General features: G+C 73.3%; 11 protein-coding genes. 5 read left to right on the plus strand and 6 right to left on the minus strand.

Translation table 11 applies throughout. The features are described 5' to 3' along the window. The first annotated feature begins 138 nt into the window (after positions 1–138). Both AC067N_RS02070 and AC067N_RS02075 read left to right on the plus strand, forming a co-directional pair. Positions 139–2,085: an FUSC family protein gene (locus AC067N_RS02070; protein ID WP_478677177.1), complete on the plus strand. Its 1,947-nt coding sequence runs from the start codon at positions 139–141 to the stop codon at positions 2,083–2,085. Between the two features lie 359 nt (positions 2,086–2,444). Then, entirely contained in the window at positions 2,445–2,630 is a 186-nt protein-coding gene (locus AC067N_RS02075; protein ID WP_478676937.1) for a hypothetical protein, read from the plus strand. Between the two features lie 2 nt (positions 2,631–2,632). Here the strand turns inward: AC067N_RS02075 and AC067N_RS02080 are convergent, their stop codons facing one another. The 3 genes from AC067N_RS02080 to AC067N_RS02090 all read right to left on the minus strand — a co-directional run bounded on the left by AC067N_RS02080 (position 2,633) and on the right by AC067N_RS02090 (position 5,875). Further along, on the minus strand, positions 2,633–4,510 hold the full coding sequence (locus AC067N_RS02080; RefSeq protein ID WP_478677178.1) for an ABC transporter ATP-binding protein: 1,878 nt from the start codon (positions 4,508–4,510) through the stop codon (positions 2,633–2,635). Between the two features lie 265 nt (positions 4,511–4,775). After that, positions 4,776–5,240, minus strand: coding sequence for a hypothetical protein (locus AC067N_RS02085; RefSeq protein ID WP_478676938.1), 465 nt, complete (start codon positions 5,238–5,240; stop codon positions 4,776–4,778). Continuing rightward, a complete protein-coding gene (locus tag AC067N_RS02090; RefSeq protein WP_478676939.1) occupies positions 5,231–5,875 on the minus strand; it encodes an ATP-binding protein in 645 nt (214 codons plus the stop codon). The genes AC067N_RS02085 and AC067N_RS02090 overlap by 10 nt, the downstream gene beginning before the upstream one ends. Positions 5,876–6,153: 278 nt before the next feature. Here AC067N_RS02090 and AC067N_RS02095 point away from each other — a divergent pair, with 278 nt between their 5' ends. The 3 genes from AC067N_RS02095 (at position 6,154) to AC067N_RS02105 (ending at position 8,195) form a co-directional block, all read left to right on the plus strand. Next, positions 6,154–7,014, plus strand: a complete 861-nt coding sequence (locus AC067N_RS02095; RefSeq protein ID WP_478676940.1) for a helix-turn-helix domain-containing protein — start codon at positions 6,154–6,156, stop codon at positions 7,012–7,014. 9 nt (positions 7,015–7,023) lie between these two features. Then, positions 7,024–7,302 (plus strand): DUF397 domain-containing protein, encoded by a 279-nt coding sequence (locus AC067N_RS02100; protein ID WP_159766739.1) that lies wholly within the window; start codon positions 7,024–7,026, stop codon positions 7,300–7,302. 77 nt (positions 7,303–7,379) lie between these two features. After that, the gene (locus AC067N_RS02105) at positions 7,380–8,195 is read left to right on the plus strand and encodes an SAM-dependent methyltransferase (protein ID WP_478676941.1); all 816 of its coding nucleotides are present in this window, start codon (positions 7,380–7,382) and stop codon (positions 8,193–8,195) included. A 115-nt stretch (positions 8,196–8,310) separates the two neighbouring features. On the opposite strand, the gene AC067N_RS02110 is transcribed toward AC067N_RS02105, so the two are convergent. From AC067N_RS02110 to AC067N_RS02120, 3 genes are all read right to left on the minus strand, one after another. Next, positions 8,311–9,051, minus strand: coding sequence for a protein-tyrosine phosphatase family protein (locus AC067N_RS02110; protein ID WP_478676942.1), 741 nt, complete (start codon positions 9,049–9,051; stop codon positions 8,311–8,313). A 184-nt stretch (positions 9,052–9,235) separates the two neighbouring features. Further along, positions 9,236–10,126 (minus strand): hypothetical protein, encoded by an 891-nt coding sequence (locus AC067N_RS02115; RefSeq protein WP_478676943.1) that lies wholly within the window; start codon positions 10,124–10,126, stop codon positions 9,236–9,238. Then, positions 10,123–12,459, minus strand: coding sequence for a PEP/pyruvate-binding domain-containing protein (locus AC067N_RS02120; protein ID WP_478676944.1), 2,337 nt, complete (start codon positions 12,457–12,459; stop codon positions 10,123–10,125). The genes AC067N_RS02115 and AC067N_RS02120 overlap by 4 nt, the downstream gene beginning before the upstream one ends. Positions 12,460–12,589 lie beyond the last annotated feature (130 nt).

Below are 12,589 nucleotides of genomic sequence, written 5' to 3' on the forward strand. Positions count from 1 at the left end.
GATACGGGACCTACCGTGGATGCCACGCCGATCGGCACCACCCCACCGACCGGCCCCCACCGGCACCCCGCCCCCACCCGCGCCCCGGCCGCCGTCGCCCGAAGGCACACCTCCGCCTCCCCCGACGACAGGAGCCCCGTGTCCCGCCCCGTACCCCGCACCGCCCTGCCACCCTGGCTCGCTCATGCCCTGCGTGCGCAAAGGGGGCCGGTGCCCTGGAACGCGGTGGTGCGCGGAGCGCTGGCAGGCGGACCGCTGCTCAGCGTCGCCCTGATCGCCGGGCGACCGTCCCTCGGCGTGGTGGCCGCGCTCGGCGCCATGCTCGCCGGGATCAACGACCGGCCCGGCAGCCGCCGGGTCTCCGTCCACCGGCTCGGCGTACCCGCACTCGCCGGTGCCGTGGGACTGCTCGTGGGCACGTACGCCGGGCAGTTCGCGTCGGCGTTCGCGGGGCGGTACCCGCCGGGCGAAGCCGGACGGTACGCCGGCGCCGTGGCCCTCACCCTGCTGCTCACCTCGCTCGGGCTGCTCGGCGGCGGGATGAGCGCCGTCGGGCCGGTCGCCTCCGGGGCAGGGACACAACTGCTCGTCGCGGCCGCCATCGGGGCCGGAATGCCCCTGCCGGAAACGGGATGGGAGCGGGCGCTCGCCTATCTCGCCGGGGCCGGATGGCTGCTCGCCCTGCGCCTCGTCCTGCCCACCCCCACCGCGCTGACCGGCGGTGACTACCGGTTCGACGGGGAGCGGGACGCCGTCGCCGCCGTGTACGACGCGATCGCCGCGCTGCTCGACGCCGTCGGCACACCGGACGCGACCGCCCGCCGGGCCGCGCTCACCGCCGCCCTCGACCACGCCCAGGACGCGCTCGCCGGGCCCCGGCTGCGGCGGTACGCCAGTTCCTCGACCGAGCGGCGGCTGCACGCCCGGTACGCGGCCGCCCTGCCGCTCGCCGAGGCCGCGACCGCGCTGGCCTGGACCGGGGACGACGTCGGTCGCGCCTCGGCGGGGCCCCGGCGGCTCGCCGAGGCCGTACGCGGCAACACCGCCACCGGGCCACTGCCCGCGCCCCTGCGCCGCGCGCCCGCGCTGCGCGCCCTGGACGACGCGCTCCTGCACGCCGCGGAGGCCTTCGACCGGGGCGACGCGCGCGACCTCCACACCCGGCGGCGTTCCGTCGGATCGCTCCTGCGTCTCGCACTCGGCGACGGCGGCCGCGAGTACGGGCTCCGCGTCGCCCTCTCCTTCGGGGCCAGCGCGGCCGTGGCGCAGGCGCTGAGCCACGAGCACTGGTACTGGCTGCCCGCGACCGCCGTCTTCCTGGTCAAGCCCGACCTCGGGCCGCTCGTGTCCCGGGTGCTGTGCCGGGCCGCGGGGACCGTGCTGGGCGCCGTGCTCTTCGCCGGCTTCGCGGCCGTGCTGCCCCGGCCGGAGGGCCTCGTCGCGCTGGTCGTGGTCAGCGGCGCGCTCATCCCCGTCGCCACCCGGCACTTCGCCGCCCAGACCGCCGTGGTCACCGTGCTCGTCCTCGCCCTCGTCATGGTCGGCGGAGAGCCACAGGCCTCCTGGAGCCGGATCGGCGAGACCCTGCTGGCCTGCGCCATCGTCCTGATCGTCGGCCATCTGCCGATACCGAAGGGACAGCGCGGCGGAGGTGTGCGCGCCCGTCTCGACGAGGCGGCCGCCGCCGCCCACGCCTACCTCGCGCACGTCCTGGAGTCCGACGACCGTGCCGCCCGCTGGACCCTGCGCCGCGAGGCCTACCGCACCCTCGCCGGGGCGCGTACCGCCATCGCCCTCGCCGGGGCCGAACACCCCGCTCTCGCCCGGCACAGCGAGGGTGCCGACGAGATCGCCGCCGTCCTCGAACAACTCGTCGACACCACGACCGCCTGCGCCGTCCACCTCGACGACACCGGACGGCCCAGCCGCCACCACACCGAACAGCTCACCTCCCTCCTCGGCGAGTTCGCCCGCCGCCAGCGGCACAGCGGCATCAGCCTCCCGGACGCACCGGCCGTACCGGATGTACCGACCGCACCGGAAGCGGCGGGTGCGCCGAAGGGTGTGCCGGGGCTCAAGGTGTGAACCGCGCGCCGCCCGGACGCGCGCGAACCGCGCCGAGCCGCCGGCGTCTGCGGCTGCGCCGGCGTCTGCGGCTGCGTGAATCCTCCCCGGCGAGGCCGCATGAGGGGGGCCGTCTCCGGTACCCGGCTTACGGCGTCGACCATGAGTGACCCGCTGTCCACGCACGGTGAGAGGAGCCACCGTCACGGGGCGCGCGAGAGATGGCACGGAAAGTCACCGGAACGTGTGGTTTCTGCGAGGTATCTCACGCTCCGGCGTTGACCCCGTGTCAACTACGTCTCAGTAGCGTCACTGGAAGAGCCGTTCAGGCCATGGTTGGCGTTTAACTCTACGAGTACGGCGCTACATGGAGGTGCAGGGTGAACGGGCGAACGGTGCTGGGGCGCTTTCCCGCCGGTGGGCCGCGCGGCTCGTGGCCGGCGGAGGAGTTGGCGCACGCTGCCCGCCTGGAGGGGCAGCAGGCGGAAGTCGTGATGGACATAGCGACGGACATGTTCCTGGTCATCGTGCGCGGCGCCGACACCGCCGCACCCGCTCCCGCCTGACCTCACCCCGCCTTCGGAGCGGGCACCTGCGCAGCCGGGACCTCGACCGCGAACTGCTCCGCCTGGAGCGAGTACAGCTCCGCGTACACCCCGCCCCTGGCCAGCAACTCCTGCGGGGTGCCGGACTCCACGAGTCGGCCCTGGTCGAGGACGTGCACCAGGTCGGCGTGGCGGACGGACGCCAGCCGGTGGGTGATGAGCACGACGGTCTGCCCGGTCCCGGCCAGGGCGCGGATCTTCTCGAAGACCTCCAGCTCGGCACGCGCGTCCAGGGCGGCGGTCGGCTCGTCCACGATGAGGATCCGCCCGCGCCGGTACGCGGCCCGCGCGATCCCGAGGCGCTGCCACTGGCCGCCCGACAGCTCGTGCCCGCCGCTGAATCCGCGCCCCAGCAGTGTGTCGAGGCCGCGCGGCAGATCGTCCACCACGTCCTGCGCCCCGGCCTCGGCGACGGACGAGGCGAGCCGCTCCTCCGTGAGCGGTGCGGAGGGGCGACCGATCGCCATGTTGACGCGGGCGGTGAAGGGCCATCGCTTGAAGTCCTGAGCGACCATCGCGATGCGCTCGGCGAGCTGCTGCCGATCGGCGGTCGCCGTGTCCACGCCGTCCCACATGATCTTGCCCCGGTCGGGGGTGTACAGCCCGGCCAGCAGCTTGACCAGCGTCGTCTTGCCCGAGCCGTTCTCTCCGACGAGCGCCACGATCTTGCCCAGCGGCACGGTCAGCGTCACATCGTCCAGCGCGGGCCGGGTGGCCTTCCCCGGGTAGGTGAAGGTCACGTGCTCCACGCGGATCTCGTGCGGGTCCTCGGGCAGCGGGTCGCCACCCACCGGGATGGCGCGCCTGGCGGCCTCGACGTACAGGCGTTCCATGTCGCCGACGAAGAGGGCCTCCTCGTGCAGGGAGTTCACCTCCAGGACGAGCGTGTCGAGGCTGGCGGAGCCCGTGCGGATCGCGATGACCGCAGTGCCGGCCACGGACAGCGCCATGGCCCCGGCGAGGAGCAGCCCGCCCAGCGTCGCGTACGTCGCCACGGTGGCGAGGCCGGTCCAGACGGCGGCGTACAGCCCCGTACGGGCCGCGAGCCGGGCCAGACGGGCCTGCTCGGCCTCCGCGGTCTCCGACATGGAGCGGAAGTGGCGCAGCAGGAACGGACCGACCCCGTGCACCCGGATCTCCGGGGCGGCCTCCGGCTCGATCAGCAGGGAGCCGATCAGATAACCCGCGCGCGCGTGCTGCACCCACGCGTGGAAGGACTCGTAGCGGCGGCGGGCGATCGTCAGGGCGCTCCACGCGCTCGGCAGCGTCATCGTGACGAGCAGCGGCAACAGGGCCGGATGCAGCACCGTCAGCACGCCGGCCGCGGCGATCAGGGAGATCAGCGCGTTCACCACGCGCGCGGAGTAGCTGATCATGCGGCGGGCGGACTGGGCGCCGTACTTGGCGGTGTCGAGCAGTTTGTGGAAGCCGTCGTCCTCGATCGCGGACAGCTCCACGCCCGCCGCCCGCTCCAGGTACAGCTCGGTCGCGACCCGCTCCACCTTGGGCTCCAGGCGGCCCGTGGCGTAGGTCGAGGCGGCTCGCAGCAGTGTGGCCACCAGGGTCACGGCGGCGATGGTGATCAGCGCGGGAGCGGCTCCCCGCAACCGGTCCTCGATCGTGCCGTCCGCCATCAGTCGGGCCAGGATGGTGTTCACCGCGAGCAGGCTCACCGCCTGGGCCAGGCCGCGGCCCGTCTCGGCGGCCAGCACGGTACGGGCGGCCCGCCGGTCCGCCCGCCAGGCCAGGCGGAAGCTGGACGCCAGCAGCGAGGGCAGCCGGCGCACCATCCCGCGGAAGTTCAGCTCCAGGAACGCGTCCGCGTGCTGCGACCAGCCCATGTCGTACCGCAGCGGCCCCCCGAACAGCAGCTGCTCCGACTCCGACGTCTCCGGCTTCACCCTGTCCCGCGCCTTCCGCACCCGCGCCTCCCCCGAGTCGTCGCCGACGGCCACTATGGCCCCCCGCCCCGCCCCGAACCAGGGCGCACGGGAGCGACCCCTTGTCGACGCGGAGCACACAGGGCGCTCGGGGGCGGAAAGAAGATGCGCTGAAAGACGAGGGCCGAGGAACCCGGTTCGCGCCGGAACGGCGAACCGCCGGAACCTACGCCGTGACGCTCCGCGACCAGACGGGCGTGGTCCCCGTCACCCGGCACACCGCCAGGTACAGCGGTATCGGCGGGGTATAGGGAATCGGCCCCTCCGGCCGGTGGATGAGTGCGGCCGAACCGTCGGAGACCAACGCTCCGGTGGTGTAGCGCGCCGGCTCCGGCCAGTCCAGCGCGTAGTCGGAGTCGGCCGGAACGAGCAACCACCAGTGGGCCCGGTCGGCGTAGACACAGCCCACACGGGGCAGCCGGGGCAGGACCAGCGGGCCGATGCCCGCCGGGACCGCGACGGCGTCGCAGCCCATGGGCGTGATCATGCCCTCGGGCAGGGGGATGGGGCGGGGCGTCGCGGCGGGCCGCTGGGCGCGGCGCAGGCGGGTCAGGGTGTCGAGGCTCACCACGCGGGCCACTCTGCCCCCACCGAAGGCACCGGTGGGGCCGATCGACGCGCTCACACCCATTCGGCCCCCGTCCTGCCCTGTTCGGGCACCGAACGGGCCTCGGTCGGCGTGCCACCGCGATGGAAGGCGTCCGCCTCACCGCCGCGGTCGTCGTTCGGCGGCTTCTTCGCGCCCCAGCCCAGGTCGGACCGGGCCGCCGAGTCCGGCACGGCGCCACGGGGCACGTCGGCCCAGACCAGAAGCCCCAGACCGACCGGCTGGGCGCCCCAGGAGCGGCAGAGGGACTCTATGAGCAACAGTCCCCGGCCGTGTTCCTCCTCGGGCCGCTGCGGCGAGGGGTGCGGTTCGCCCGGAGCGCAGCCCTCGTCGCGTACCGCTATCCGCACCAGGTCGTCGCCGTCCTGCAGTTCGCAGACGATCTGGGCGCTCGCGGTGTGCACGATCGCGTTGGTCACCAGCTCGGACACGACCAGCGCGGCCGTGTCGCAGGTGTCCTCGCACAGGGCCCAGCCGGTGAGCTGGGTACGCGTCACGCGCCGGGCTTGCGCCACGGCACCCGGGTGCGCGGCCAGCTCGAATCGAAACCGGCGGTCGGCGATGGTCTCGGGGCGCGCCCCGGCGGCCGGACCGGGACCGAGGTGGTCACCGGCGGCGTCTGTTCCTAACGGCGCAGGGGGCGGAATCACGCTTGCCACTATCGCCGCGCCATGAACACTTGGCAAGTGTCACTCTGAAAATTGCAGAGTGCCGTGTGACTCTCTGAACGGTCATGGCACACTGCACGCAACAGCACGTGTAGCGGCGCCAGTTGGAAATCCCTCGCACAACGTTCACATGTACGCACAGTGTCCGTATGTATGCGGAAACGCATGTGAGCCGTGGACTTCCGTATGGCGCCGCCGGGCTGTGGGGACCAGGTGTACGGGTTGTACGGGTTCGTGTCGGGCTTTTCACGGTCGGATGGAGTTGCGAGATGAGCGAGCCGCGGTCCGCGCCGACGGTCGGCCAGGTGGTGCTCGGCCGGCGGCTGCTGGATCTGCGCGAGCGCGCGGGCATCCGGCGGGAGGAGGCCGCACGCATCCTGCACGTCGCCCCCGCGACGGTCCGCCGTATGGAGACCGCGGAGGTCGCCCTCAAGATCCCCTATCTCCAGCTCCTGCTGAAGGCGTACGGCGTCGGCGACGAGGAGGCGGAGACCTTCGTCCGGCTCGCGGAGGAGGCCAACAAACCCGGCTGGTGGCAGCGGTACCACGACATCCTGCCGAACTGGTTCTCCATGTACGTCAGCCTGGAGGGCGCGGCCGGGCTCATCCGCAGCTACGACCCGCACTTCGTCCCCGGACTGCTGCAGACCGAGGGCTACGCGCGCGCCGTGATGGTCTCGGGCGCCATCGGCCAGACCAGACCCGACGACATCGAACGGCATGTGGCCCTGCGCATGCAGCGGCAGGAACTGCTCACCCGCAAGGACGCCCCCCGGCTCTGGTTCGTCATGGACGAGACCGCCCTGCGCCGTCCCGTCGGCGGACCCGACGTCATGCGCGCCCAGCTCGACAGACTGCTGGAGGTCACGGAGCTGTCCCATGTGACCGTGCAGGTCACCACCTTCGACACAGGACCCCACCCCGGCACGTACGGGCCGTTCGTCCTGTTCCGTTTCGCCATGCCCGAACTCCCGGACATGGTCTACAGCGAGTACCTGACCGGCGCCGTCTACCTGGACGACCGCTCCGAGGTGGCGACCCACCTCGAGGTCATGGACCGCATGGCGGCGCAGGCCGCCACGGCACAACGCACGAAGGAGATCCTCCGGGATCTCCGCAAGGAGCTCTGAAGACACCGAATGGATCGCATCAAGCCGCAGTCGCGCACGCACACGCAGTCGCACAACCGCGTCTACAACGGGATGCCCGCCCGGGAGCTGGGCAGCGAAGGCTGGCACAAGCCCTGGAGCGGCGGCAACGGCGGCAACTGCCTGGAGGCGATGAAGCTCGCCGACGGCCGTATCGCCGTACGGCAGTCCACCGACCCCGACGGGCCGGCCCTCATCTACACGCCCGACGAGATGAACGCCTTCATCCAGGGGGCCAAGGCGGGGGTGGCCGACTTCCTGCTCTCCTGACTTGTTGCGCACTCCCTGTTGTTCAGTCAATCCCCCTATGTTGGCCCTCAATTGATCACTAACTGCTGCAGAACCCTATGGAGTTCGTCATGAGCGGGCGGCCCCCCGTCGAGATCGACACGAGCAAGCCCCATCCCGCGCGGATGTACGACTGGTACCTCGGCGGCAAGGACAACTACCCGGTGGACGAGGCGATGGGCAGGCAGATGCTCGCCCTCGACCCTCGCGTGCCGGTGATGGCACGCGTCAACCGTGCCTTCATGCACCGGTCCACGCGGTGGCTGGCACACAACGGCGTACGGCAGTTCCTCGACATCGGCACCGGCATCCCGACCGAGCCGAACCTCCACCAGATCGCCCAGGCGGTCGCCCCCGACGCGAGTGTCGTCTACTGCGACAACGACCCCATCGTGCTGGCCCACGCGGCGGCCCTGCTCCGCGGGACCCCCGAGGGGCGGACCGAGTACCTCCAGGCCGACGTACGGGACCCGGACGCCGTCATGGAGGGCGCCAGGAAGGTACTGGACTTCGGCCGGCCCGTCGCGCTCTCCCTGATCGCGCTGCTGCACTTCGTCTCCGACGAGGACGGCGCGCACGAGCTGGTCCGGCGGCTGACGGCCGAGCTGCCCTCCGGCAGCTACCTCGTCGTCACGCACGCGACCGCCGACTTCACTCCCGAGGAGTCGAAGGCGGCCACGGAGAAGCTCAAGGCCGCGGGCGTCACCCTGGCCCTGCGCTCCCGAGAGGAGTTCACCCGCTTCTTCGACGGCTTCGACCTGGTCGAGCCCGGCGTCGAGGTCCCGCACCAGTGGCACCCGGAGCTGGGCGAGCCGGTACCCGGCCAGGACGACGGCGTCATTCCCGGGTACGGGGCGGTGGCGCGCAAGCCCTGAGGGCGGGCGCGCGAGGCCGGGGACGGGGGCCAGGCCCTGGTCAGGCATGGGTGAGGGGCGGTCGCGTGGGCGACCGCCCCTCACCCATGCCTGACCAGGGGCCCTGAAGGCCGGGCTACAGATACGACCAGATGCGGCGCGGAGCGTCCACAAGCCGGCTCAGGGTGACCACCGACAGCGGCGGCTTCTCGGTCGCCCGCTCCCGCTCCAGGTTCAGGCCGTAGTAGATCTGCTCGATCGACGGCGGCCCGACCGAGACATTGCGCCAGACCGCGGCCCCGGCCCCCTCCTGCCCGGTCCGCACCAGGTATGCCGCGGCCATCGTCCCCGTACGGCCGACACCGGCACCGCAGTGCACGAACACCGGGCCGGAGCTGTCGGACACGATGGCGAGCAGTCGCTGCACCTGTTCCGGGCTGGGCGTCTGCCCGTCCCGCATCGGCAGCCGGACGACGTCCAGCCCCGCCTCACGCGGCTTGGCGAGCTGCGAGGCGGACAGCTTCTCGGCGCGCAGGTCGACGACCGTGGCGAAGCCGAGGTCGGAGAGTGCCCGGTAGCCGGTGGGGGAGGGCGCCGCCCCTCGCCACAGCTTGCCGGCCGTGCCGACGGGCTGGAAGTTGTGGATGCCCTGCACGGCCCGGGTGCCGGTGGGCGGCGCGGTCGACTCGCGCGCGACGTACGACACGGCCAGGATCCCGAGCGTGCCGGCGGCCCACAGGGCGAAATAGCCGAGCAGGACACCGACGAGGACGTGGACGACCCGGCGGCGCAGTGAGCGGGTGCGGGTGTCGGGACGAGCGGGTGCTGGGGAGGGCGGACCGGTGGGTACGGGTGAAGGCGCGAGGCTGACAGACATGGGTGACCCGAGGTGCTGGGGGGTGGAGGGCGCGGAAAGGGCCTCTGGCCGAGACCCGCTCGAAGCGTAACCCGGAACTATCGGGTGATCTGTCCTGATGTGCGCAAACTCACCATATTCATATACTTATGAATGATCTTGCGTAATTCGGGCTGCGAGGGCGCTGCGCCTCCGTCTCCGGGGCTCATCCCTCGTCCGTGTCGCCGATGCCCACCACCGTGAGACTCGCGCGGTCCACCTCGCTGTCCTCCAGGCAGCCGCGCAGCCGCAGACGGTCGTGGTCGGTCAGGGCGGGCCGGACGATGCCGGCGAACATGCCGTCGCCCAGCTCGCCGAGCGTGGTTCGGCGCAGGGGTACCGACGTCGAGTTCCGGCACCGCTCCCAGGCCTGTGACGCCGCCATGGACTGCCGCTCGGTCGTCACGGGCACTCCTCGCATGTCGACCCGGACCAGCACCGACGTCGCCTCGGACCCGTTCCGCTCCTGCCTCCTGGTCTGGGTCAGGTCCGCGAGCCCCACGACGAGCGAGGTCAGCAGGGCCGCGCCGACGACCCCCACCGTGAGCAGCCGCGCCGCCCGGCCCCGGCCGCCCTGCCCCGGCGGGCGCTCGTCCTCCAGATCGGTCTCCGGAGCCTGGTCGGGCGCGGTCAGCACGGACAGCTGCCCGGCCAGCACCCGGTCGGCGGCCGGCCGGGCCGTGGCCGACGCGATCCGCTGTACCAGCCAGGCGATCCCGGACAGCACCACACCGGTCACCATCAGCACCGGCACGAACACATACGTACGGCTCGCCGGGTCCTCCAGCCAGCGGAACCGGTCCCCCTGCTCCCTGGTCTGCGTCTGCCGGAGCCGTGCCAGCACGTCCTGCTGCCGCCGGTCGCTCTCCCGGATCCGCTCCTCGATCCGCGCCAGCCGCCCCCACAGCACGACCCCCAGCAGCAGCATCCCGACGATCAGCAGCACCACCCCGCACAGGATGGCCCGCTGCCACTGCCATCGATAGAGGTAGATCACGAAGTACCCGGCCGCCCCGGCCGCCGCGGCGCCCGCGAAGAGATAGGCCAGCCGCTTCATCGTGGCTCCTCCGCCCGTAGGTCGCCGGAGGTCCCGTCGACCGTCAGCCGCGTGCCCGGCGGGAAGCGCCGTACCGCGTCGGCGGCACCGACCACCGTCGGTACCCCGAACTCCCGTGCCAGCACGGCCAGATGGGACAACGGGCTGCCCGTCTGGGCGACCAGCCCGGCGAGACGCGGCAGCAGTGGCGCGAATGCCGGGTCGAGGGTGCGCACCACGAGCACCGCGTCCTCCGGCCCCGCCCCCTCGCCGTCCCATGCGGTGCCGACGGCCCGCCCCGCCGACACGCCCCTGCCTCCGACCGGGCCCCCGCCGTCACCGGAACGCCGGACGGTGCGCTCGGCGACGACCACACCGTCGTCGGTCAGCCGGAACGCGTCCGGCAGGGGCGCGGAGCCCGGCCGTGGCAGCCGCTCCCCGAGATCACGGGGCAGCGGTCCGCCCTCCAGAGCGGTGACGAGCTCCTTCCACCGCAGCAGGCCCACGCGCCGCGGCCCATCCGGCACGCCCAGCCGGTGGGCCGCTTCCCGCACCAGCCGCACCTGCAGCTCCTGCACCCACCGGATGCGCAGTCGGAGGGCCTCACGGGGCGGGAGCGCGCCCACGGAGGCGGAGGACGGGGACACCTCGGGGGCGCCGTCGGAGCCGCTCTCCGCGGGGGAACCCTGCCGGGGCCGGAGTGCGCCCTCGGGGCGCGGCAGGCGCGGGGGCTCCCGGAGGCTGGGCGGCGTCAGAGCCAGCAGGACGGGTTCGGCGGCGATCAGCCGGTCGTCCGGCAGCCCGTGGGTCCACGGCTCGGTGAGGATGGCGAGCGCGGAGCTCGCGGCCGTGACGCGGGGCGCCGGCAGGAGCGCACCCGACAGGGCCTCCTGTGCGTGCAGCGACACCAGGGCGGCGCGCGTCCAGCGCAGGGACGACACCAGTGCGGTCGCCCGCAGCTCCGAGGGCGCCGGGATCTCGGTGAGCCGCCGGTCGACGTCCGCCACCAGGTCCGTCGCCAGCCCCGGCAAGGCCGACGCCAGCTGCCCCACACGCCAGGCCGCGCCGAGCCGCCGGGCGCCCGTCGCGGGGTTCAGCAGCGCGAGCAATCGGTGCCTCGGGGGGACGGCGCCCAGCAGCCGCAGGTCGGCCGCCGCCCGACCGCCGACCGTCATGACCACCGGCAGCCTCCGCAGCAGCCGCCGGGGCGCGCTGCCGCCGAGGTCCAGCGCTGTGGCCAGTCCCCGGGCCATGGGCGCCAGCCACAGGTCCTCCTCCAGCGGCTCCAAACGGCCCGGCAGGGTCTCCGCCACCGGCCCCGGGCCGAGCAGCCGGGCCCCACGCGGTGGCCGCGCCGCCATCGCCGTGATCGGGCGGCTCTGGAACAGCCACAGCCTGCCGTCGTCGTCGAATCCGAACTCGATGTCCTGCGGGCCGCCGAAGACCCGCGCGGCGCGCCGCGCGAGCCGTGCGAGCCGACGCAGCTCGGACGGGGTGAGCAGGGGGGTGGTGGGGCGGGTCGTGGGGGTGGAGGAAGCGCGGAGGGTGACCGGGGTCGGGGCCGGGGCCGGGGTCGGCGGCGGGGTGGTGGACGGCCTCGGGCCAAAGGCGGCGGTGGCTGTGGCAGGGGGCGGGGCGGGTGTTCCGGGCGGTGGCTCCGGTGCCTCGGTGCGCAGCAGCCGTCCCCTTCTGTTCAACCAGTAGTCCGTGCCCTGCTGTTCACCGCCGACCAGGGTGTCCGGCCCGCCCCGCACCGCGCTGACCAGCATCCGGTCGGTCCGCCCCAGCACGGGGTCCGCGCCGAACAGCACGCCTCCCACCCGGGCCCTGAGCATCGGCTGGACGAGCACCGCCATGGGTACGCCGGTACCGTCGGGCAGCCGCGCCGAGTCCCGTACGGTCCGTACCGCCGCCCGGAACTCCTCCCACCCCCGCACATCGAGCACCGAGTCGAACCGGCCCGCCATGGACGACTCCTCCGTGTCCTCCTGCGGCGAGGAGGACCGTACGACTAGGGGACGCGTGCCGCGGCGGGACAGCTCCGCCCAGGCATGTGCGACGGCACGGGAGGCGCCGATGTCCTCCTGTGCGGGGCGGGGGCCGTGCCGGGTCCGCGGACCCGACGGTGCGTCGAAGCCTGGCGGGAGCACGAATCCCGGCAGCACCGGCAGCCCCGCTCGGGCCGCTTGTGCGAGGTGGGCGGCCTTGGAACCGGTGAGCGGGCGCAGCGAGGCCGTCGGCTGGGTCAGGGCGACGACATGCGGGCCGGATGCGGAAGCGCCGTCACTCGGCGTCGGTCGCCCGCCGCGCGCACCTTCCCCCCGCTCTCCCTGAAGTTCGTCGAGCGTCGTCATCAACACCCTCCAGGACCTGCCGCCAACAGGGGGGACGCGTGGGAGGGGCCCTACGCCTGACGACGGAACGAAGGATCGGGGCAGGTCACCGCCGAGTTGTCGTGCGGTGCCGGCAGCGGTGCCGTACCTC

The sequence above is a fragment of the Streptomyces sp. NPDC042364 genome (genome assembly GCF_056437585.1).

Coding starts and splice junctions, on each gene's coding strand:
- AC067N_RS02120 (WP_478676944.1), bottom strand. CDS start 12,459: ATGACGACGCTCGACGAACTTCAGGGAGAGCGGGGGGAAGGTGCGCGC.
- AC067N_RS02100 (WP_159766739.1), top strand. CDS start 7,024: ATGGATCGCATCAAGCCGCAGTCGCGCACGCACACGCAGTCGCACAAC.
- AC067N_RS02080 (WP_478677178.1), bottom strand. CDS start 4,510: ATGGGCTGGTCGCAGCACGCGGACGCGTTCCTGGAGCTGAACTTCCGC.
- AC067N_RS02110 (WP_478676942.1), bottom strand. CDS start 9,051: ATGTCTGTCAGCCTCGCGCCTTCACCCGTACCCACCGGTCCGCCCTCC.
- AC067N_RS02085 (WP_478676938.1), bottom strand. CDS start 5,240: ATGGGTGTGAGCGCGTCGATCGGCCCCACCGGTGCCTTCGGTGGGGGC.
- AC067N_RS02115 (WP_478676943.1), bottom strand. CDS start 10,126: ATGAAGCGGCTGGCCTATCTCTTCGCGGGCGCCGCGGCGGCCGGGGCG.
- AC067N_RS02105 (WP_478676941.1), top strand. CDS start 7,380: ATGGAGTTCGTCATGAGCGGGCGGCCCCCCGTCGAGATCGACACGAGC.
- AC067N_RS02095 (WP_478676940.1), top strand. CDS start 6,154: ATGAGCGAGCCGCGGTCCGCGCCGACGGTCGGCCAGGTGGTGCTCGGC.